The sequence below is a fragment of the Shewanella putrefaciens genome, from assembly GCF_016406325.1.
Taxonomy (GTDB): domain Bacteria; phylum Pseudomonadota; class Gammaproteobacteria; order Enterobacterales; family Shewanellaceae; genus Shewanella; species Shewanella putrefaciens.
In genome coordinates this window covers 1,624,028-1,645,606 of record NZ_CP066370.1, presented here as the reverse complement: position 1 = coordinate 1,645,606, position 21,579 = coordinate 1,624,028, and the positions used below count along the sequence as shown (strand labels likewise).

Sequence of the window (21,579 nt, the reverse complement as noted above, 5' to 3'; positions counted from 1 at the left end):
TTTTTGGCGTTATATCTTGAACCATTACTGTAGCGGGAAGCCCGAATTTCCCCAACTTATATCAAAAAACCGATTATGACAAACGGTATTTTACTCTTTAGTTGCACAATTAATGAAAAACATGCGCTACTTAGCACTTTAAAGTGATTATGATGACTTCATCAAGATGTTAAACAAACAAAAACAAATGTTTATTAATCTTTAATAACAATACGTTACAGATAAAAAGTCGTCATCTTATTGAACTAAGGCAAAACTATCGTCATTTCACTCCCATGTGAGGTTTTATGTATATCAATACGGGTATTTATCTGCTCTTTCATCTCTGAAACATGGGAAATCACCCCTATCATCCGGCCTGAGGATTGCAAATCCATTAAAGTGCGAATCGCCAGCTCTAAAGAATCTTGGTCTAAACTACCAAAGCCTTCATCGATAAATAAAGTATCGAGTTTAATACCACCGGCATAGGCTTGTACTACATCGGATAAACCAAGCGCCATCGATAATGCAGCCATAAAACTTTCTCCACCACTTAATGTGGCCACAGGACGCACTTTGGAGGTGTAAGCATCTTCTACTTCCAATTCGAGCCCTGACGCTTTGTTGCCCTTGGCCCTATCTTCCTTACGCAATAAACGATAACGCCCTTTGCTCATCAGATGTAACCTGTGGCTTGCCTCCAACAGCACATCATCGAGCAGTACGCTTAACACAAAACGTTGCAGGCTGATCTTATTACCTGTATTTCCATTAGCGACATCTGCAAGGGTGCCGATAACCGCATATTCATCTTCCAAAACCTTAGCTTTTGCATCGGCAATACTCAGCTGGGTTTGGGTTTGCATCAGTAATACTGTGCGGGTGTGAAGCAGCTGCCATGCCTGCTCGGCAGCGTGTAATGCTTGCTGCGCCGACTCAAGCTCGGCAGCGAGCTTAATGCTATCAGGTGGCACTTTATCTTTAAGCTTAAGCGCTAACTGTTCACACTGGGCCTTGGTCAAAGCACTGCGCTGCTGGTAAGCCTCAATCTCGCTGGCTAATGCACGCTGTTGTTCTTCATCGAGCATGGCCTCAAATAAGGCCTGTTGATCGGCAAAACCTGCTACGACTAATTGCTGATTGAGTTGCTGCTGTGCACGCGTTTGCTGGGCTAATGCCGCCTCAGCAGCATTTTCAGCACCATTAAGTGCCGCTTTAGCCGCAACAAAAGATTGGCCAGTCTGTTGTTGGAGATCCCTAACACTAGTAATCTGTTGCTTAATTTGGCTAATACTTTGCTGATTTTGCGCTATTGCTGCAGTTAAGGCCTCAAGCGTTGTAAGTGCAGATGGAACACTTTGCTGCATGTGTGCTAACTGCCCCTGCAATATATCCACTTTAGATTGCAGTGCACTGTCGTGTGTTTGTCCTTGCTCTAGCTTTTGTTGTAGATGCGTTTCCTGTGCGTGCAACAATGCAATCTCTTGCTGTAACAGCTGTAACTGCTGATGGGCTTGCTCCGCTTGAGTGAGTGAGAAAGCGTATTGCGACAAAGTATGCGTATGTTCATCTAAAGGAATATCAACCGCAGTGCCCAATTGGACCGCGAGATCTTGTGCTTGCTGTTGCAAAGTTTCTAACTGCGTTTGTAGTCCACGATATTCCGCTCTGGCTTTGCTCAGGATTTCTTGGGCATTCGTTTCAGCCTCTAGTGCTAATTGCAGCACTTCATCACTTGGGAGTGGCTCTTGGCTTTGTGCTGGCTGTGGATGTGTTTGGCTACCACAAACAGGGCAAGGTTCATCTTGCTGTAATTGCCGCGCTAAAATAGCGGCCTGTCCTTGATGCCAAGTCAACAATAAGGCTTTATATGCAACCTGTGCTTGCTGATGCTGAGCACTGAGTTGTTGCCCTTTGACTTTAGCCTCAACAAGTTTTGCCTGTGTCGACGATACCCTTGCCACCACTTGTTGCCATTGCTGATAAGTCGACAATAATTGCTGTTGCTGCTGGTGCGCTTGTTGCAATGAGAGGCGAGTTTCGCTGTTGGCCTGTAGTTGCGGCAAAGCGGACTCTAATTCACGGCGTTTTTGGACTACGGTGGTTAACTCATGTTTGCTGTTCTGAAGTTGTGTTTTCGCGCTAATTAGCTGCGCTTGCTCTTGTTCGAGGGTTTTATTAAGCCTATCCAATTCCCTAAGCTGCGGTCCTAACGCATTCAGTTGCTGTTTAACCTGTTCCTGTTCGAGTAACGACGCTTCCAACACGGGCAAATCAGCGGCCTTAAGCTCTGCGTTATCGAAGGCTTGTTTAGCATGGATTAATGCTGTTTTCGCATGATCAAGGGCAAGACTTGCCGCCTTGGCTTCCTGCTCACGAGCCACAAACACCTCAAGCATGGGTGCCATGTGCTGCGCCTGTTTAGCCAAATTCAGTTTATAGGTTTGCGCAGCCATGTTTTCTTGCTGTGCATCAAGCGCAGCAACCGTTTGAGTTAAGGCATCAAACTGCGCAAATTCGGCCAATAAATGCTGGGCGGCATCGCTGGTTTTTATCACCCATTGTTGCTGCTGTAATGCCTGTTCTTTCGCACTTTGGGCTGTTTCAAGTTCTGGCGTAAGCTTGGCTAATTCACAGCTAAGCTCGTCATCGGATGCTAAACCTGCACTTTGTAAAATGCCATCACGGCGACTGCGTTGATCTTTCACTAAGGCGCGGATATCTGCAGCCTTACTTTTTAAGGAATCTTCAATGCGTCGGTATATATGTGTTTGAAATAGCTGACTAAATATCAGTTCTCTGGCTTTAGAGTCTGCCATTAACAATTCGCGAAATTTTCCCTGCGGCAACACCATCACTTGGCGAAACTGCTCCACATCGAGGCCAGTTAAGGCTTCAATCTCAGCGGTTGCCTCTGAGACTTTGCTCGCTACAAGCAAACTTTCATTACCCTCGGCGTCTATCTTATATAACTGAGCTTCGGGCTTCTGCACCGTTGAGCCGTCACCGTTTTTTTAACTCTGTCTTGCTCTGGCACACGGCGAATACGATAACTGCTATTACCCAACTGAAAACTAAAAGTGACTTCTGTTAGCACACTATCATCGGCCATATCGCAGCGCATCTGGCTGCCTTCACGCTCATTACCTGTGGTTTTGCCATAGAGGGCAAAGCAAATACCATCGAGCAAGGTCGTCTTACCCGCACCAGTGGGTCCATTAATCAAAAATAACGGATTAGTCCCTAAGGCCGTAAAATCAAGTTGTTGCGTCGATGCAAAGGGGCCAAAAGCTGACATGGAAAGGCTAAGTGGTCTCATGCTTAGCGCTCCTCATTGTGTAGCTTAGTCAGGAGTTCATCCATCACAGCTTGCTGCGCTTGTGTTAATGACTCGCCGGATACTTGAGAGAAAAAGTCACGGAACATGTCCATTTCGCCTTTTTTGATATGATCTCGGCTCAAGGTGACTTGTTGCTGCCCCGCCATCAGACCAGTTCGTTCTAAATGCAGCACATTAGGGTAAACGGCTCTCAATTTTCCCATAGCATCTAAAATGGCATGTTTATCAAGGAGTCTGACCATAAGGTAGTCCTCACGCTTGATATCCGTTTTACCTTGGGCGAGTAATGTGGCTAACTCCCCTTCTAAGATGCGGACATCGCGTATCGACGTTAATGGCAATAAACTAATTTTAATCGGCGTTTGCGCGCTAAGTTCGACTAAGGTCACCGACTTATGTTGATGTTGTTCACTAAAGGAATACTTCAAAATCGATCCTGAGTAGCGCACATGCTCTGCGCCTTTGTATTGCGGTCCGTGCAAATGCCCAAGGGCGACATAATCAAACTCAGTAAATAGCGTTGGCGATATTTTATCGGCGCCACCAATGCTCAGTGGCCGCTCAGATTCTGACTCACTGCCACCATCCAAAAAACAATGGCTTATCACCACTTTCGGCAAACCTTGGCTATCGTGCTGGCGTACTTGTTCAAGCAATAGCGTCATTGCGGCCTCATGGCTTGCCGCCTCACACTCAAAAACTTGGCGCACTGTGGCAGGTTCGGCATAGGGCAAGGGATAAAACACCACATCACCGCTTGAACTCGATAAAGTAATGGGATGAATGTCAGCACTCAAAGGCCCAATAATATGTAACCCACTTGCCGCCATTTGTTTTGCTGCAAAACCTAAGCGCTCGTGACCATCGTGGTTACCCGCAATCATAATGACTTGCAGGCCTAAATCATGTACTAAGCGGTTAAGCACATCATCTAACAGCGCGACCGCATTCGCAGGCGGAATCGATCTGTCATAAATATCCCCCGCCACAATCACGGCATCCACCTTATGTTCATCCGCTAAAGCAATGATTTGCTCGAGCACAAAGGCTTGATCATCCAGTAGTGATTGATTGTGTAATTGACGACCTATGTGCCAGTCCGAGGTGTGGATAAATTTCATAATCGCTCTTTTAAAGAAGTGGTGGCGCTAAACCCGAACGCACATGCCGCCCGTCGATGCAAATAAGACTGGCAAGATAGACACTGCACTTATATCAATCGGATTAAATATGTACACAATATTTAAAATACACGCCAAAACAATAAGAAGCCTAAAAAGTGTATTAAAAATGACAGGTAATACTATTCAAAAAACTTGAAAGAGTACACCTAACTCAAAGTAGGATGAGACGTTTTAAGTCGTCATTTGGCGGATCTTTTGGGTGATATCCACCTCGGCTTAACTTTTGAGCCAAAATGGACGTCACTAAGATACACTCATCCGCAGCTTAAAGAGCTTCTATTGATGAGTGAGTTTTATAAAATGCTTAATATCAAATAGTTTACGAAAAAAAATTATATTGGCTCGCCAAAAGTTTAAAACTCATAGCAAGGGACATAGTCACCACCAATGGCTTGATAATCTTTGTACCTTTAGTGATCACGAGACGAGAACCTAAAGTTGCACCAATCGCTTGCCCTGCCAGCATGACTAATCCTAATAACCAAATCACTTTTCCGCCCAAGGCAAAGAAGATCAGCGAAGCAATGTTAGTGGAGAAATTAAGTAGTTTTGCGTGGGCAGTTGCCTTCGCCAAACCAAACCCCGCAAGCGATACAAAGGCCAGCGCAAAAAAGCTCCCAGTACCAGGGCCAAAAAAGCCATCGTACAATCCCACGCCCAATGCCGCAGTAAAGGCAAATGCGGTAGGTGTCAGCACTTGATGTTTATCATCTTCTGAAATCTTTTTCGAAAATAAAAAGTAACAACCAATAGCCAAAATCAAAAAAGGTAACATCAACTCAAGCACTTTAGTGTCGACGAGTTGAACTAGAATCGTACCCAATGCCGCACCGATAAATGCACAAATCAAGGCTAACTTAACGGATTTAAGATCAACCAGCCCTTTACGGACAAAGTACAAACTCGCAAAAAAACTGCCGCCACAGGCCTGCAGCTTATTTGTCCCTAAGGCAACCGCAGGCGGCAAGCCTGCCCACATCAGTGCAGGAATGGTCAGCAAGCCTCCACCACCGGCGATTGAGTCAATAAAACCCGCCACCATAGCGACAGTAAAAAGTAATACAGCAATTTGTAGCGTCAGTTCAAATTCCATGATGATTTATTATTCTTCTGATAAAAAAAGAGTGATTGCCGCGCATTAGACTGCGTTTGCCAAATAAACGCAAAGGAGTTATTGTCGCCACAGCGTGAGATAAACTCACACTAATGTTATCGTTTGTTAGGATGCTTACCTCACGAGTGGACACAAAATGTACAGTGAACTACCACCACTTAATGCCCTTAGAGCCTTCGAAGCGGCAGCACGACTCCAAAGTATGACACTTGCGAGTAAAGAACTGCATGTTACTCATGGTGCAATTAGCAAACAAATCAGGATATTAGAAGAATATTTAGGGTTTGCACTCTTTGTCCGTCTCCACAAAAAAGTGGGGCTAACCGACGAAGCTCAACGCTATTTACCCCATGTACAAGCCGCTCTACAAACCTTATCGAGTGCTACAGGTGATTTACGCCGCCAGAGCACAAGGCCGCAAACTTTAGCAATTAATGTGCTACCAAGCCTAACGATTAACTGGCTTATTCCTAGAATGGAGCAATTTAAATCCCTCCACCCTCACCTTTATGTCGATTTATCCATTGGGGATTTTGCGGTGGATTTTAACCAAGGCCGTTATGATATTGCGATCCGCAGTAGCACCGTCATACCTAAAGGAGTCAATTATATCAAACTGATGGATGAGGATTTATGCCTTGTGTGTGCTCCCTCATTAGCACCAAAACTCAAGACTATTGCTGATATCAATCATGTCACCTTACTTAAGCACACGACCAGACCAGAACTATGGGACTATTGGGCAAAAAAAGTAGGACTTGTGTTAACTCAAGAACAAACTTTCGGGGTCGAACACTTTTATATGTTAAGCCAAGCGGCAGCGAGTGGCATGGGTGCAGCACTTATTCCACGATTTTTTATTGAAGAACAACTATCAAATGGCAGCTTAGTCATCCCCTTCGATGCGCCTTTTATTAGCCCCTATGCTTATTACCTACTCACACCAAAATCGCCCAGCTTACCATTAAAAGTCCAAGCGTTTATTGATTGGTTATTAGAGATTTTTGCCCCTTATCGCCAATCAATTTATGAACAACCTTAATTCTGCGACTCGATTTATACCACTCATTTTGCAATTGCGACACCTAGTTACTCACTTTGCGAGTGCAGCATTTTAAGCATAATAAAATCCGTCTAGACACAAAGGGAGAAAATAAACCGGATTAGGATAGACGAACAAAAAAACCACCATGACGGTGGTTTTTATAATAAATACAGTAAGTAAACTTAGTTAAAACTAGTGATGACAATGTTCACCATGGACGTGGTCATCATCGTCCATAAACTCATCGTCACCATCTTGGTGTTGCATCACGCCCCAACCATCTGTCATACCACCAAACTCTGCGGCAAATTCGTTCAGCATCGTTTCTTGCTCAACCAGCGTATCGTAGTCAGGTATCATGTTGATACACACAATAATTTCCCACTTACCTAACTCATCATTTAAGTTAAGCTCCAGCTCGCCGTCTAAATCAGAATTAGCCAACTCTTCAAGTGCTGATTCTGCATCACGTTGATCTTCAAAAACTAAGAAGAAATCAACATCCAAAGCCTTAGTTAAATCGATTCCCGCTTCAGCCATTGCGGCCAGCATTTTACCATTGTCATCATCTGGAAATTGCATATCTTACTCCACTGTTTCAGGCTTATTCTGCCGCAATGATTTGGACGGTTACACCGTTAAAACTGACCATATCGCCAGCGATGATTTTTTTACGCTTACGAGTTTCAATTTCACCATTAACAGTGACTTGACCTGCATCGATAAAATGCTTAGCTTCACCGCCCGCATTTGTCATACCTTGAACTTTTAATACTTTGTACAATTCAATAAAATCTTCACCAGAATGCAAAGCTAATTGATTAATTTGTGCCACTGATAACACGCCTTCTAAAAATAAACCTGCCGCATTATATACCCAAATAACTGGAAGAGGCAGGAATCACAGGGAATTTAACGCACTTTAGGCTGGATGGGCCTGTAACCCATTAAGTTATATTCATCATCGCTGAAACGACCGAGGGTTTGAAGTAGCTTGTTTATCTTTGCCTTTCATCCGAAAGTAGACCATAAGCACAATCATCAATCCAATGATCGCCAATTTTAACATGCTGCCTTAATAAACCCTCAAGTTGAAACCCACATTTTTCAAGCACGCGAGCTGATGCTTTGTTGTCTTTGGCACAATGAGCAATAAACTTATGCACATTAAAGCTTAAGCAAGCCCAATCGATTACGGCTTTTAAACTCTCTGTTGCATAGCCTTTTCCGTGGCTTTGCTTTGCAAGCAGATAACCAACTTCTGCACGTTGCTCTTCTATGCTTTGGCAATACAGTCCCGTTAGACCGACAAATTGACCTGTATTCACAGTTTCAATCACAAGAGTAAGCCACTCCCCTGAACCATAAAACCAGGTATCCGCGCGCTGAATAAATTTATTGCGGATCACATCTTCAGGTTCAGGGCTACGGACATAAAGATTAATGTCAGGATCACTGTGCAGCGCATAAAAATGCTCCCAATCACTGTCTCTCAAACTCCTGAGTTTCAATCTATCGGTATATAGCGCCAGCATAAAAACTCCATTTTTACCAAAAACAAAAACGGCAACATACGCTGCCGTTTAATACAGATCATAACCCTTAGCTGCGACTGGTAACTTCAAGTAAATGATAGCCAAATTGGGTTTTTACCGGGCCTTGTACTTCATTTAATGGTGCACTAAATACCACTTCATCAAACTCCCTAACCATCATTCCGGGCCCAAATGAACCTAATTCACCACCTTGCGCCCCCGATGGACAAGATGAATGTGCACGAGCAATTTGAGCAAAATCCGCGCCATCAATAATTTGTTGTTTCAATGCTTGGCACTGCTCTTCACTACTGACTAACAAATGTCTTGCTGTTGCCTGAACCATAATAAAACTCCTTCGACTATCCTGAGACATTTGCCCCAAATATCATGTAGTTCCTGTTCTTTAGTCTACTTAGAACAGATTTTGAATGTTCAGTATAAAAACATTCTGTTGAATAAAAAAGCGCTATAGATACCACCATTTATTTTATCTCGATATAAATGGTGGCGATATAAACGACTTAGGCTTGATAAGCTGCAATCCAACGGTCAATCTTTTGTTCCATAACCGCCATAGGCAATGAACCGGATGTCAGGATCTGATCGTGAAAAGCTTTTAAATCAAATTTATCTCCTAAGGCTTTCTGGGCTCTATCACGTAGCGCTAAAATCTTTAACTGCCCGACTTTATAAGATAAAGCTTGACCAGGTATTGCCATATAACGCTCAACTTCGGCAACAATATCAGACTCTGCCATTGGCGAATTATCCTTCATATATTGGATAGCTTGCTCACGACTCCAGCCCTTAGCGTGCAAACCTGTATCAACGACTAAACGCATTGCGCGGAGCATCTCATCGGATAACTTGCCAAAGTACTGATAAGGATCATTAAAAAGGCCCATTTCAATACCAAGATATTCAGCATAAAGTGCCCAACCCTCTTCAAAAGCGGTATAACCACTGAAACGCTGGAACTCAGGCACGCCTGTTAACTCTTGTTTAATCGCAATTTGGAAGTGATGCCCAGGAGCTGCCTCATGCAAAGATAGCGTCGTCATCCCCCACTTAGGCTGTGCCTTTAGGTTATAGGTATTGATGTAAAACACGCCGGGGCGACTGCCATCAACAGCAGGAGATTCATAAGAAGCTCCCGCTGCAGATTGCTCTCTAAAACTTTCTACTGGCTTAACAACATAATCAGCCTTTGGCATCACATTAAAATAGTTAGGCAAAACCTGATTGATTTTATCTTTCAGTACCATATAGCCATCAATCAAGCCTTGGCGATCGCTATAGAAATACTGCAGCTCTGAAGATAAAGACGCAAAAAACGCCTTCAAATCGCCCTTAAAACCGACCTGTTCACGTACCTTATCCATCTCAGATAAAATTCGTGCTACTTCACTTAAACCAATTTGATGAATTTCATCAACAGGCATGGTAGTTGTTGTGTGAGCGTTGGCGAGCTGTTGATACCAAGCCTTTCCATTAGGCAAACCTGACCAACCATCTGTTGCTCGTGATTTAGGTAAATAGGTTTGCTTAAAGTAATCCCGTAGCCCAGTCAACGCCGGTACTAATCGCTCGCCTATCATCGCTTGGTAACTGTTGGTTAATGCGATTTTGTCCTGTTCAGAAAAATGTTCAGGAAAATGCTGAATAGGTGAGTAAAAAATACTTTGAGTAACATCTGTTGCGAGCATAGTGTCTAACTGCGGAATGATGCGTTCAACCAACACTCGCGGCAGTACAACTTTACTTTCAATCCCTTCATTCATACGATTTTGAGCAAGTTGGAGCCACGTAATAAAACCATCAACTCTCTGCTCCCAATTACGATAATCTTGAACTGTGTTAAAAGGTTGAGCGCTTTCACCACTACCGAGCTGAACCATAGTAATCACAGTACTGTAGAACTGACTTATCGGCATAAAGCGAGACGGGAAGGTTTCATCTACAAGTGCCATCTCACGATCATACACAAATAAGGCATAACTGAGCTGGAGATCCGCTGGTAACAACTGAACATCAATCGCCTTAACCTTCGCTAAATATCGAGTATTTAGATCATGGCGAGCCTTGAGATACTCTTCGCTCAAATCACCACCAAATTCAGCGTTATAGTCGTTTACACCGACAAAAGTCGCATAAATAGGTTCAAGCTTTAGATAATCATTAAAATAAGTATCTACCAGCGCCAAATACTCTTGTTCGGCGGTTTGCCTATCACTCTGTGCGGTGTTCGCCTTAGCCGAGCGACTTTCTTGGGACAGATTAGCCTCAGGTTTTGAACAACCTTGTAGCGCCAACATCAACGCCAATGTTCCAGCCAGTAAACTCAATTTCATTTTTATATTCTTCCTTTTGGGTCTGTGATAGCCAAACAGTTTCTATACTTAGTTAAAGGCCTGCTAACGGAGTTAACCTATGATCTACTCATTTCACAATTCGGGGTTTCGAGATCCAGAAACGGGGGTCTACAACCAAACCTATTTCATGGAGGTGTTTAACCGTGAATGGCATCGACATATGAGAGAGCACCAAAGCTTGGCACTATTGTATCTGTGCCCTCACATTCATGAAACCGTCAAACAACCCCATTTACTCGAATTCTTCACCAAACAAGTCCAAGAAGCCTTACTTAGGGCAACAGATATGATTGCAAGGCTCGATCATAATCATTTTGCCTTAGGCTTATTTAATATTGATGAAGAAGGTACTGAAGTTGTTTTAGAGCGTATTGATCAACATATACGCAAATTTAATCAAGAATTTGGTAAAAATCATAAGTTAAAAATCGATTATAAACTTGCTGCATGTATTTGTACGCCAACACAAAAGCAAAAAGTTGACGTTTTATTTGCGAGTGTATCTAAATTATCTCAAGAGCTTGAAAAGGAGCAGCTACAATCTCAAGCATTGATTCGCCTACAGTAATATAGGCTCGCCTTAAAGAAAAAGCCCCTTAGTAGGGGCTTTATTCTAATGACTATAAAACAATAAGTTAAAGCGCAACATTATGCATACGAGCTTTCTCTTTAATATAAGAGATATAGCTATTTGCACTCTTTTCAGTCTTCTTATCTTTTGCCGCCAATTGTGCACGGTTATAAGCAGACTTATATTGCTTCAAACTTAAATGAGCTAATGCCAATTCAAAGTTTGCCTCACCTGGATGATCAATACCTAGCGATATTGCCTTTTCAAGGACAGGTATCGCAGCAGTATAATTTCCATCTAAGCTCAGTAGACGACCTTGTTTTAAGTAAAGCTTACCATCATTGCTGATAGCCGCAGCCTTACCATAGAACTCAGCGGCCTCCTTAAACTCTTTTGCGTTTTGGTAGAAACCAGCCAAAATCTCAAAAGATTTAGCTTCTTGCGCGATCAAACCAGACTTAATGTGCTTATGATAGATTTTAGCAGCCTGATATGGAGCACCTTTCTGTGCCATCAGTTGCGCTAAACGAGTAATATTACTCGCACTATCTGCTAAGAAACCATTTCTGTAGGCTAAATCGTAAGTCGCAAGTGATTTATCGTAATCCTCTACCATCAGATAAAACTGTGCTAATTGAACCCATAATCTGCCATCTTCTGGAAATAAAGGCACCATGGTTTCTAACACGCCAACGGCTTGCTTATACTTCTTCTGATTGAAGTAAGACGTTAGCTTCATCTGATACAAACCTTTATCAGGAGATGAAGCAAGAGAAATGCCTTTGTCGGCCACTTCAATCACTTTATCCCACTGTTTTAGCTCTGTATGTGCAATACCAATACGGCGATACATTTGAGCGTCAGTTTTACAGGTGAATTCCATCCACTTGTAGTAATAAGGAATAGCTTCCTTAAACTTCTTCTCTTGTAACAATAAATCAGCATAGAGACGTAATGTTGCAGCGTGATCCGTTCCACCTAAAATATCCGCTTCTACAGCTTGCTTTAGGTATTTGATCGCAGTATCCATTTTGCCTTTTTCGGCATAAAAGTTACCTAGCATACGTGCAACATACGCTTTATCGAAATCATTCTTAGCATTTGCTTCAAGCAATATAGAAATAGCCTCATCAAGCTGACCATTAGTATAAGCTTCAAAAGATTTCTGAACCTTTTTTGCAGCACTTTCACCTACGGCTTTAGATTGGCGGCTATCAATTTCACACTTTTCAGCAGCAATTGCTGATGAAACTGTACTGCCAAATAAAGAGAGCAATAATAGGGCTGCGATTTTATTAGCATTACGCATTATTAGTTGCCTCCTTTATCTAAAGTGAAGTCAAGTTGGACTGTCATACCCGGTTGCTTAAGTGGTTTGCCATCAACTATCTTTGGCTTATATTTCCACTTTTTAAGTGCACGAATTGCTTCTTTATCGAATAAACGCTTAGGTTCGGCTTGGATAACTTCAACGTCATCTACACCGCCTAACTCGTTAATGGTAAAACGCAATTGTACCCAACCTTCTTTGCCATCACGTGCTGCTGCAATAGGGTATTGTGGCTCGATGCGTACGATAGGTGTTGCATCGCCATCACGAGTCATCATATTACCTAATTTAAAACCAGTACTTGGACCACCTGCTTCAACTCCGCCCATATTGAATGACATTGAAGTATCAATATTGGAAGAAGTATCCGGAGGTGTAGTATCAGGCTTCTGTGGCTGCTCTGGTGGTGGTGGCGGTTTAGGCACCACTCGTGGCTTATTCTGTGCTTTTGAATCCTGTCTATCCATCGTGATTTCAATTACAGGGGTCTCGGCCGATGTTTCAGCGCGCTGCGCCCCACCACCGACCAAGAACGCCATAAAAGCGAACAGACCAAAAGTCACAGCAGCACCAATAATGATTGATACTAGTGCTCTTAGCATATTAATCGTTCCCCGCAGCAACCGAAATCTTATCTATACCAGCCGCTTTGACTTGGTCTAGAACTTTAACCACTAAGCCGTGTTGCGTGTCTTTATCCGCTTGGATAAGCACTGCAGCCTCTGGAGCCTCAGCTAGCATACGCTCAACGTTTGCGGTCACACGTTCGATATCAACCTGACGGTTTTCCATCATAATAACGCCTGTTTTACTGACGCCAATAAAGATGTTAGCCGAAGGCTTAGAAGTCGCTTGTGAAGCTTTAGGTTTGTTATAGTCCAAACCAGATGGTTTCACGAATGACGTTGTCACAATGAAGAAGATCAGCATGATAAACACGATGTCTAACATCGGTGTCATGTCAATTTGAGCTTCCTCGTCTACACTGGAATGCTTTTTACGTGCCATGTTCAATCTCTCTCTAGTGGTGCGGCATGCTGTCTTTTAGCTTTTCTAAACTGATTTTCATTTTTGCATCAAGACGAGTACTAAAAAATACTCCCGATAATGCTGCAACCATCCCCGCCATGGTGGGCATTGTTGCCATTGAAATACCAGCCGCCATTAAACGAGCATTACTCGTCCCCTGAACTGCCATCACATCGAACACTGAAATCATACCTGTTACAGTACCTAACAAACCTATCATAGGACAAATCGCTACTAAGGTTTTTATAATCAGCATACGTGCATTCAAATCTTGTTTTGCTTGGGACATCCAAGCTTCACGGATACGGTGTGAGTACCAAGAGGTCGTTTCCTCTCTCGCATTCCATGCAGCGATGATTGCTTTATGTTGCTTTGGTGATATCCAGTTTAGATACCAATAGCGCTCAAGCATCAATGCCCACATTAAGAACAGTACAGCCGCAACTAACCAGAGGACGTCACCTCCGGAGGCCATGAAGCCCCTGACGGAATCCCAAATGTCCATCAGGTATAGCATCATTAGTCAGCCCTCTTCTCAGCATGTGCTGCGATAATACCAGCACTTTGCTCTTCCAGAACTTGCACGATTGATTTACTACGTGCAACCACGATTGCATGCATTAACATCAATGGCAGAGCTGCTACTAAACCTTGAACCGTTGTGATCAGTGCCATAGAGATACCACCAGCCATTAGCTTAGGATCACCAGTACCAAACAATTGAATACTTTGGAAGGTTGCAATCATACCCGTTACAGTACCTAACAGACCCATCATAGGCGCGATAGCGGCCAATACCTTAATGATAGAAATGCGAGACTCTAATGCTGGCGTTTCTTTCAGGATCGCTTCGTCAAGTTTCAACTCTAACGTTTCAACATCAACGTCTTTGTTTTCTTGATACACTTTGAGGATACGACCTAAAGCATTGTTACCAGGATTATCAATGTTCTTACGTTGGCTGTTAACTTGAGCACCAATAATCGTCATAGTGACCAGACGCTCAATGGAGATCAGCAAACCTAAAACTAACAGAGCAATAATGATGTAACCGATAGTACCACCCGCTTCTAAACGGTCTTCAAAGCTTGCTTTGTTGGTGAAGATGTTTAACAGCACGCCGCGGGCTGGGTCAATGTAGAACGGTGCAGTACCTGCAGTTGCTTGTTCCCATTTACCAACAGCACTAACTTGATAACCTTCAGGTTGCTGAGATAACTCTTGAATTAAACCTAACTCAGGATTGTAAACAACATATTTACCATCAGCCGTTAAGTTATAAGCACCAATACGGTGAATAGTCGTGTTTTTCACGCTACCATCAATACCCGTTACCGAGCCTTCAAACTTAACCACTTTGCCAGATTGTGCCATTTCAAATAGCTGTTCTTGCCAGAATTGCTCTAATTCTTCAATTTTTGGTAGCTGCTTACGCGCACCTAAATCGGCAATAAATTTGTCACGGTTTGGATATTGAGCACTAATATTTGAGCTAACAAGTTTACCCGCAAAATCGCCAGCTTCACCTTTAACAACACCAAACATTTCACCCAAGTCACCTTGAGCTGTTTTCAGATCTTCTTCTAATTGAGCGATCTTACGCTCGTTATCTAAAAACGCTTGATTTAACTCTTTTCCACGTTGCTTTTCAGCGGCTAATGCATCTTTTTCACGCTTCAACATAGCAGCTTTATCGCCACGTTCAGCTTGAAACTCTTGTTCACGTTTGCTGTTGACTTTACCTTCAGCGGCACGATCAACCTTAACTTGCTGCAATAATTGGTCTATGGACTTAGGTGCATCAGCAGCACTCACCATACCAGCAGTTAAAGAAAAACTTGCAGCCAATACAGCTGTAGCAATTAACTTCTTCATTATTGTGCAGTCTCCGCAGCAGGAATTGGTAATGCAAATAGATCTAGAGCGCCTTGTTTACGGGCAATGCGGATACCTTTTGTCAGTTCGCGCAAATAGCTGTCATCTAATTTATCCCAACCCTTAGTATCTGAGTTGTATATCCAGCCAGTCTTTTGATCTAAGCTTTGAGCATAGAGCGCTACACGACCTAAATTAAAGAAATCAACTAATACTTCTTTACCATCTAAGTTCAATTTGCCTTGGTTTACAGCAATAGCACTACCGTATTCACGTTCAATACTATAAGCATCAAGGATCAATCGGTATTTTTCAGCGAGAGTCACTTCGGCTGTATTGAGGAGATTTTTTAACTCATTGACACGATTGGTACGCACTTCAGAGTTAAATGGTAAATCCAGTTGAACAAACTGCTCTAAAGATTCCACCATTTTGAACATTAACGGCACAACACCCTGACGTAACTTGTCAACACCATTAATGTCGTTTTGAACAGCGTCCATTGTCTTTTGCTGATCAGCGACTAAACTGGCTACATAGTCATTATATGATTTCAGAGACTCACGCTCATCAGCCACTGAGCCATACTCAAAGAGCATGTCTTGCGCTTGATCAAAATACTTATCAACATTCTTTTGCGACGCAGCTGCATCAGCATGGATCATACTATCCGCTTTCAGCACGTCGGTAAGAGGATCTGCAACTACTAAGTTGCTACTCGCTAATGCCAACACGCCGACAAGTGCAGTAGCGATTTTTGTTCTATTGCTTACCTTGGACATAGTTCCCAACCAATTTGAAGTGAATAAAAAGTTAACTTACCAATAACATAATGATTCGCAGAAGCCGCGAAACACTATAGATACTGTAAGTTCGTCTATCTCTTGTGATTCTTAGTTTTTTCTTCCCTTTCCTACGCCATTACAGGCATAGACCCGCTGGCATCATTTCACAAAATGTTGACCTATGTCAACAATCGAAATGTGTAAAAATCAGTGTAAAGAAGGCTTAAACATGTAAAGACGATAAGAGAGGTTTTTTAGACAAAAGCGGATGCTGATTGTATAGCTGGCAGATTGAACGATCTTAAAACAGAAATTACAAATTAAAATAAAAGGCTTACAACAATGTAAGCCTTTTGTCTGAACATAGTAGGGTTAGAACGATTTAGATTGTCATTATCTACAAACCAAACCTTTCTAATCCTTAATGGTTAAAACTTAACTGTTGCACGTAAATAAACGAAGCGATCCATATTCACATCATACTCAGTAACAGAGAAGTTGTTGGTAGACATTGCCATATCATTGTTAATGTACTCTGACTCTGGCTTTTCCGCAAATAAGTTATTAATACCTATGCTAACATTTGTGTTGTATTCAGCAAATGAATAGCCTACAGAAATATTATGTACCATATAAGCATCAAACTTCTTGGTAAAATCACTTTCAGGTATACCATAATCCTCATAAACGCCATCAACATAATAGTTGTTCATCATGCTATGTACATAACGGGTTTTCCAGTGAGCATCCCAATCACCCATAGCCCAGTCTATATAGAAGTTTGCTTTAATACGAGGATATCCACCATCACCATATTGCTGCCCAACTTGGTTATAACCATTGAAGTTGTTGTCAATAACATAAGCCATATCCAAGGAGGTTTTAAAACTACCAAATCCAGTTTCAAAACGATAACCTGTGTACATGTCAACACCGCTAACATCGTAATTATTAGCATTTAATAGGTAGTTGCGCAGATCAACAATATTACCTAAAGAATCACGATCAATTGCACTACATGTTGCTGGATTAGTTCCCTCTGCACATTCAGTTGCAATACGGTTGTAACCATAACGACCAATCGCATCTTTAACCTTAATATTGTAATAATCAAAGGTTAACTCTGCTCCTTCAAGCCACGATGGATTATATACAAAACCAGCCGTTACCGATTCAGATGTTTCTGGTTTTAAATCAGGTGATGAAACCTGAGTTATACGGATCTGAGTATTTGATTGGCGATAACCATCTGGTACGGCTGAACAACCTGGCTTACCAGAGACATCTATAACAGCACCGCTACTAGTTCTTGTATTACAAGGATCTGTCCAACTAGGATATGAGTCAGCATTACCAGCATACAAATCTGAAATAGATGGCGCACGATAGCCTTCAGCCCATGTAGCTCTGAGTAATAAATCATCCATAGGACGGAATTCTGCGCCCACTTTTGAACTCGTATTATCACCATAGACATCATGATCTGAATATCGTGTAGCAGGTGTAATAACTAAACTATCGATAACAGGAATAGACAACTCAACATAAGCCTCATCTAAACGGAAACCACCCGATGTTGCATCGCGTTGGTTACCTGAAGACTCACCAGTTACAGTTAATGGATCTGGTGTATCATAACCCGTTTCTTCACGACGTTCTAAGCCAATTGCCATCCCCACACTACCTGCGGGTAAATCAAAGATGTCACCTGAGATGTTGAAGGCATAATCTTTCATGGTTAAACCTGATCGCCCAACAGAATCAAAGGTGATGTAATCAACCATCTCATCGGTGATACTTCCCGGCCCACCAAAAAGATTGAGCGGTGTACAAGACGTACTCGTATCGCAATTAGCACCTAGAGCTTGATTGATTCGCGTTAAATTTAGAAGCCCTGTTGTTAGTTCATCTTGGGTATTTTGACCGTAAATATAATGAGCACTCCAGCTCCAATTATCATTGATATTACCTTCAAGGCCGACCATGGCACGATATGTCACATCATTTTGTTCATAGCGACGAGAACCAGCCTCAAGCATACGACGCTGCAAGGCGTAAGGTACATAACCTGCCGCTTCACCATTAGCTACAGCACGAGCAGAATCACCATACAACGTCTGTCCAAATGGGTTATAGATATTATCTGCATGGATATCTGCACGACTTGCTGCAGCACCAAATGAAGCGCCTAAAGTAACAGGCATAGGAGCAAGCTCTTGTGCTGATTTACGGTTAGTCATCATAAAATCACTGACTAATCTTAAATTATCCGCTAAATCATAATAACCTTGAACATAGAAGGCATTACGATTCTGTGGTGTAACTAAATAGTTATCCGGTGCATGGTTATACACATCACTACCTGTACGATCACGAAACTTATCAAGACCTGTATCAGCACCAGTGCCAGGTAAGGACATTAAATCATAAAGGCCATTACTTCTAACAGCATAACCTGCAGCAGTTAGTCCATCTTGATTTGCCTGAGATAATGTTGACGGTTTCACTCTGAGTCGAGTATTTTCCGTGGTACTACTAAAACCTGTGTCGGAAATATCACGGTCACCAGCCCATATAGGTTGTTGAGTAACATGGCTCATGTTAAACAAAAGACCGCCCTTTTCACCACTTATTCCAAATGTCAAGTCAGTTGTATATTGACGACCATCACCTTCGCTTAAGTTTTCACCACCATAAACAGAAACTTCAACACCCTCGAAATCTTTTCGAGTGATAATGTTTACAACACCAGCAATAGCATCTGAACCATACACAGCAGAAGCACCATCTTTAAGCACTTCAATACGCTCAACTGCAGCTGTTGGAATGGTGTTCATATCAACAGTAGAACCAAGAGATGAGATCCAACGACGACCATTAACCAACACAAGTAAACGTTGTGAACCTAAGTTACGAAGGTCCATATTAGTCGAGCCGTTACCACCGTTGTTAAATGCAGTGTTTAACGCAGCACCCGCTGATGGGATTGTTTGTAAAATATCACCAAGGCTAACTAGACCTGTAGCAGCAATCTCTTCACGATTCATCACTAAAACAGGACTGGCTGCTTCCATATCTGTACGTTTGATACGAGAACCAGTAACTTCGATACGTTCAACTTTTGCACCATCTTCTGCTGCAAATGCCATTGGTGCTGTTAATGCTACAGCAGCGGCGCCACCAACTAATGCTAATCGCACTGAATTAGCTAATAAATTACTTCTAAGCATTGTCTATCTCCCTGGACATAACATGTCTTCTTATTTATTCCACCTCTGCATTTGACGCGAGGTAGTGTTTGCAGACCTTTATAACGAAGCACGTTTAGTTTCAGTTACAAAGGTCACGCTTCAGGGCAATAAAATCACATTTGAAACACTTAATCAACAATTGAAGCAAAAATAAAACCTTTTATATCCAATTTGTCTACCTAACACCCATGATTAAAGGTAGAAAAAAGCTATCCATATGTTTTTAATTAACAATATAAAGCATACTCACTTAAACAAAAAACAGAAAAAATCATTACTTTTCAAAAGAGTAAACAAGCAATGCAGCATAAAATGTGACCAAGATTTTTACCGTTCGGAATGCTCGGAATAAATGAAACAAGAAAGAAACAATTTTTATTGTGGATATGCTAAAAACTAAATGGCAAAAGTGAGAAAAAATTGACGGATAATACAAAAAAGAATTAATAGCATGGCCGTGCCTGGTGAAAAACGATCCAATAATCAATTAATAAAACATTATATTTCAATTATTTAAGCAACATTGAAATATTGTTATGTAAGATGAGCGTTGTTAAAATCCCCCATAAACACAGAAACAACATGCCTCGCCGCATTACTGATGTTACAAGAACGAAGAGTGATTCAAGAAAACAAACCAGATAAGTGTTGAAGTGAGCATACAACCAGCAAAAATGCCAGTCAGAACAACTGGCATTTTTTTAACATATCACTCGCATTGAATACTAAGTGCAAGCAACCTTTAGATTACAGTGTATAACGAATACCAATGGCAATGCCGTCATCTTCTGATAGTGACATTCTTGCTTCTTGAACTTTATCGGCACTAGTGAAATCACTATAGTCTTTACGAGCTTCAACATAGAGGACGGTGTTTGGATCCCAAACAAAGTGCAAACCAACAACCACAAACTGACGTTTGAACACATCATTAGGATCTGCATTAAAGTTAGGTTGGATCACGTAATCTTTACCAGCATCAAGCACGTTGTAAGAAATAAATGGACGCAGACCATTATCAAACTTATAGGACACTAAAGTTTCAGCGCCCTGTGCATCCTTGATTAAACGGCCAATATTATCTGTATCATGGTTTTCTTGCTTGTTAACGTTAGCCGCGATATAGAGTCCGTTATTGTCGAAGTTACCCCAGGTAATACCTGCGCCATAGATAAGATCAACTGCCGTTTTTTGATCACCGTTCCCGTAGTCGATATCAAATTCACCGCGGTTAACACCAGCACTCACACTCAGCATCTCAGTGACTTTATAGGTCAACGCTCCACCATAGGTATAGTCATAAGTCACTTGTTGAGCATCAGCACCACCTTCAATCCAGCGGGCTTCACACTCATTTTCAGTAATATTTTCTATATCACAAGTGAAAAAACTGCTGTTTTTTAACTGGGCCTGAACAGCAAAACTGAAATCACCAAAAGCATTACGATATTGTACGGTTTTATCACCCCGACCAACACCGTTGACTGCACCATCGTCTTTATTGAATGTGTAAACGCCTGCGGTGTTACCATCCCATACAAAACCATAGTTAGTGCTATATACTACGTCATACCAAGCACCCCATTGTTTACCAATGGTAATAGTACCGTATTGATCATGGGATAAACCGGCATAACCTAAGCGATTATAAAAAAACTCATCTTGAACAGATTCAAAACGGTTGTTATAAACAATATCGCTGCTACCAACAGGATTAACACCCCATTCCAACTTAGCAAATGCATTCCAACCATTGGTCAACTCACGGCTAAAGCCGAAATTAATTCGAGAAGCACCATTAACAACCTCAGTTTCCCCTTGAGTGTTGATTACGCGTACATCAATAAATCCGCCAATTTCTACAGCATTTTTATCATCTTTATAGATCTCAATTGCCGAAACAGATGGCGCTAAGAATATTGCTGCCAGCGCAGTTGCTACTAACGTTTTGTTCATTTGGTGCTTAACCTTTTCGTTTATGTTTTATCAACGTCATTCCGTTGTTATATTTCCTTACAATTTCCCTTTGAGAGTAGCAAACTTTCAATGACCTCTCAAAGCGAAACCTAAAGAATATGTAGATTAACATCACAAAAAAGTAGCAGTTAACCTGTACCAAACAGGTTTAAACGCCACAAAAGCCAGCATTAGCAACAGAGTAAA

Annotated in this window: 17 protein-coding genes and 1 pseudogene; 2 read left to right on the top strand and 16 right to left on the bottom strand. The window is 42.0% G+C overall.

Annotated features, from left to right (window positions below; genetic code table 11):
• Positions 1–245: 245 nt before the first annotated feature.
• The 3 genes and pseudogenes from JEZ96_RS07295 to JEZ96_RS07285 all read right to left on the bottom strand — a co-directional run bounded on the left by JEZ96_RS07295 (position 246) and on the right by JEZ96_RS07285 (position 5,599).
• Positions 246–3,301, bottom strand: a pseudogene (locus tag JEZ96_RS07295) (SbcC/MukB-like Walker B domain-containing protein).
• A 2-nt stretch (positions 3,302–3,303) separates the two neighbouring features.
• A complete protein-coding gene (locus JEZ96_RS07290; RefSeq protein WP_061782708.1) occupies positions 3,304–4,443 on the bottom strand; it encodes an exonuclease SbcCD subunit D in 1,140 nt (379 codons plus the stop codon).
• A gap of 382 nt (positions 4,444–4,825) precedes the next feature.
• Positions 4,826–5,599 carry a TSUP family transporter gene (locus tag JEZ96_RS07285; RefSeq protein ID WP_011789853.1) on the bottom strand — a complete coding sequence of 258 codons (774 nt, stop codon included), beginning with the start codon at positions 5,597–5,599 and terminating at the stop codon, positions 4,826–4,828.
• 157 nt (positions 5,600–5,756) lie between these two features.
• Here JEZ96_RS07285 and JEZ96_RS07280 point away from each other — a divergent pair, with 157 nt between their 5' ends.
• Positions 5,757–6,662: a LysR substrate-binding domain-containing protein gene (locus JEZ96_RS07280; RefSeq protein ID WP_011789854.1), complete on the top strand. Its 906-nt coding sequence runs from the start codon at positions 5,757–5,759 to the stop codon at positions 6,660–6,662.
• 195 nt (positions 6,663–6,857) lie between these two features.
• Here the strand turns inward: JEZ96_RS07280 and JEZ96_RS07275 are convergent, their stop codons facing one another.
• From JEZ96_RS07275 to JEZ96_RS07255, 5 genes are all read right to left on the bottom strand, one after another.
• Positions 6,858–7,247 carry a ribonuclease E inhibitor RraB gene (locus JEZ96_RS07275; RefSeq protein ID WP_011789855.1) on the bottom strand — a complete coding sequence of 130 codons (390 nt, stop codon included), beginning with the start codon at positions 7,245–7,247 and terminating at the stop codon, positions 6,858–6,860.
• Positions 7,248–7,269: 22 nt separating this feature from the next.
• The gene (locus tag JEZ96_RS07270; RefSeq protein ID WP_014610310.1) at positions 7,270–7,500 is read right to left on the bottom strand and encodes an RNA-binding S4 domain-containing protein; all 231 of its coding nucleotides are present in this window, start codon (positions 7,498–7,500) and stop codon (positions 7,270–7,272) included.
• Between the two features lie 163 nt (positions 7,501–7,663).
• Positions 7,664–8,200, bottom strand: coding sequence for a GNAT family N-acetyltransferase (locus JEZ96_RS07265; protein ID WP_011919089.1), 537 nt, complete (start codon positions 8,198–8,200; stop codon positions 7,664–7,666).
• 67 nt (positions 8,201–8,267) lie between these two features.
• The gene (locus JEZ96_RS07260) at positions 8,268–8,546 is read right to left on the bottom strand and encodes a peptidylprolyl isomerase (RefSeq protein ID WP_011789858.1); all 279 of its coding nucleotides are present in this window, start codon (positions 8,544–8,546) and stop codon (positions 8,268–8,270) included.
• 178 nt (positions 8,547–8,724) lie between these two features.
• Positions 8,725–10,554: a DUF885 domain-containing protein gene (locus tag JEZ96_RS07255; protein WP_198779872.1), complete on the bottom strand. Its 1,830-nt coding sequence runs from the start codon at positions 10,552–10,554 to the stop codon at positions 8,725–8,727.
• A 79-nt stretch (positions 10,555–10,633) separates the two neighbouring features.
• On the opposite strand from JEZ96_RS07255, the gene JEZ96_RS07250 reads away from it, so the two are divergent.
• Positions 10,634–11,143, top strand: a complete 510-nt coding sequence (locus JEZ96_RS07250; protein ID WP_011789860.1) for a diguanylate cyclase domain-containing protein — start codon at positions 10,634–10,636, stop codon at positions 11,141–11,143.
• Between the two features lie 67 nt (positions 11,144–11,210).
• On the opposite strand, the gene JEZ96_RS07245 is transcribed toward JEZ96_RS07250, so the two are convergent.
• From JEZ96_RS07245 to JEZ96_RS07210, 8 genes are all read right to left on the bottom strand, one after another.
• Entirely contained in the window at positions 11,211–12,455 is a 1,245-nt protein-coding gene (locus tag JEZ96_RS07245) for a tetratricopeptide repeat protein (protein WP_011789861.1), read from the bottom strand.
• 2 nt (positions 12,456–12,457) lie between these two features.
• The gene (locus JEZ96_RS07240) at positions 12,458–13,078 is read right to left on the bottom strand and encodes an energy transducer TonB (protein ID WP_011789862.1); all 621 of its coding nucleotides are present in this window, start codon (positions 13,076–13,078) and stop codon (positions 12,458–12,460) included.
• 1 nt (position 13,079) lies between these two features.
• Entirely contained in the window at positions 13,080–13,484 is a 405-nt protein-coding gene (locus JEZ96_RS07235; protein ID WP_011789863.1) for an ExbD/TolR family protein, read from the bottom strand.
• A gap of 13 nt (positions 13,485–13,497) precedes the next feature.
• On the bottom strand, positions 13,498–14,025 hold the full coding sequence (locus JEZ96_RS07230) for a MotA/TolQ/ExbB proton channel family protein (RefSeq protein WP_011789864.1): 528 nt from the start codon (positions 14,023–14,025) through the stop codon (positions 13,498–13,500).
• Positions 14,025–15,380: a MotA/TolQ/ExbB proton channel family protein gene (locus JEZ96_RS07225; protein WP_011919086.1), complete on the bottom strand. Its 1,356-nt coding sequence runs from the start codon at positions 15,378–15,380 to the stop codon at positions 14,025–14,027. Before JEZ96_RS07225 ends, JEZ96_RS07230 begins: the two co-directional genes overlap by 1 nt.
• A complete protein-coding gene (locus JEZ96_RS07220; protein ID WP_011789866.1) occupies positions 15,380–16,162 on the bottom strand; it encodes a DUF3450 domain-containing protein in 783 nt (260 codons plus the stop codon). The genes JEZ96_RS07225 and JEZ96_RS07220 overlap by 1 nt, the downstream gene beginning before the upstream one ends.
• Before the next feature lie 431 nt (positions 16,163–16,593).
• Positions 16,594–19,395 carry a TonB-dependent receptor plug domain-containing protein gene (locus JEZ96_RS07215; protein ID WP_128090113.1) on the bottom strand — a complete coding sequence of 934 codons (2,802 nt, stop codon included), beginning with the start codon at positions 19,393–19,395 and terminating at the stop codon, positions 16,594–16,596.
• 768 nt (positions 19,396–20,163) lie between these two features.
• Positions 20,164–21,372 carry a porin gene (locus JEZ96_RS07210; protein ID WP_011789868.1) on the bottom strand — a complete coding sequence of 403 codons (1,209 nt, stop codon included), beginning with the start codon at positions 21,370–21,372 and terminating at the stop codon, positions 20,164–20,166.
• Between the last annotated feature and the right edge of the window lie 207 nt (positions 21,373–21,579).

What these genes read in the sequence shown, in the direction of transcription:
- JEZ96_RS07240 (WP_011789862.1), bottom strand. Translation starts at nt 13,078, where the DNA reads ATGCTAAGAGCACTAGTATCAATCATTATTGGTGCTGCTGTGACTTTT.
- JEZ96_RS07215 (WP_128090113.1), bottom strand. Translation starts at nt 19,395, where the DNA reads ATGCTTAGAAGTAATTTATTAGCTAATTCAGTGCGATTAGCATTAGTT.
- JEZ96_RS07265 (WP_011919089.1), bottom strand. Translation starts at nt 8,200, where the DNA reads ATGCTGGCGCTATATACCGATAGATTGAAACTCAGGAGTTTGAGAGAC.
- JEZ96_RS07290 (WP_061782708.1), bottom strand. Translation starts at nt 4,443, where the DNA reads ATGAAATTTATCCACACCTCGGACTGGCACATAGGTCGTCAATTACAC.
- JEZ96_RS07285 (WP_011789853.1), bottom strand. Translation starts at nt 5,599, where the DNA reads ATGGAATTTGAACTGACGCTACAAATTGCTGTATTACTTTTTACTGTC.
- JEZ96_RS07210 (WP_011789868.1), bottom strand. Translation starts at nt 21,372, where the DNA reads ATGAACAAAACGTTAGTAGCAACTGCGCTGGCAGCAATATTCTTAGCG.
- JEZ96_RS07225 (WP_011919086.1), bottom strand. Translation starts at nt 15,380, where the DNA reads ATGAAGAAGTTAATTGCTACAGCTGTATTGGCTGCAAGTTTTTCTTTA.
- JEZ96_RS07235 (WP_011789863.1), bottom strand. Translation starts at nt 13,484, where the DNA reads ATGGCACGTAAAAAGCATTCCAGTGTAGACGAGGAAGCTCAAATTGAC.
- JEZ96_RS07255 (WP_198779872.1), bottom strand. Translation starts at nt 10,554, where the DNA reads ATGAAATTGAGTTTACTGGCTGGAACATTGGCGTTGATGTTGGCGCTA.
- JEZ96_RS07220 (WP_011789866.1), bottom strand. Translation starts at nt 16,162, where the DNA reads ATGTCCAAGGTAAGCAATAGAACAAAAATCGCTACTGCACTTGTCGGC.
- JEZ96_RS07260 (WP_011789858.1), bottom strand. Translation starts at nt 8,546, where the DNA reads ATGGTTCAGGCAACAGCAAGACATTTGTTAGTCAGTAGTGAAGAGCAG.
- JEZ96_RS07230 (WP_011789864.1), bottom strand. Translation starts at nt 14,025, where the DNA reads ATGATGCTATACCTGATGGACATTTGGGATTCCGTCAGGGGCTTCATG.
- JEZ96_RS07245 (WP_011789861.1), bottom strand. Translation starts at nt 12,455, where the DNA reads ATGCGTAATGCTAATAAAATCGCAGCCCTATTATTGCTCTCTTTATTT.
- JEZ96_RS07250 (WP_011789860.1), top strand. Translation starts at nt 10,634, where the DNA reads ATGATCTACTCATTTCACAATTCGGGGTTTCGAGATCCAGAAACGGGG.
- JEZ96_RS07280 (WP_011789854.1), top strand. Translation starts at nt 5,757, where the DNA reads ATGTACAGTGAACTACCACCACTTAATGCCCTTAGAGCCTTCGAAGCG.
- JEZ96_RS07275 (WP_011789855.1), bottom strand. Translation starts at nt 7,247, where the DNA reads ATGCAATTTCCAGATGATGACAATGGTAAAATGCTGGCCGCAATGGCT.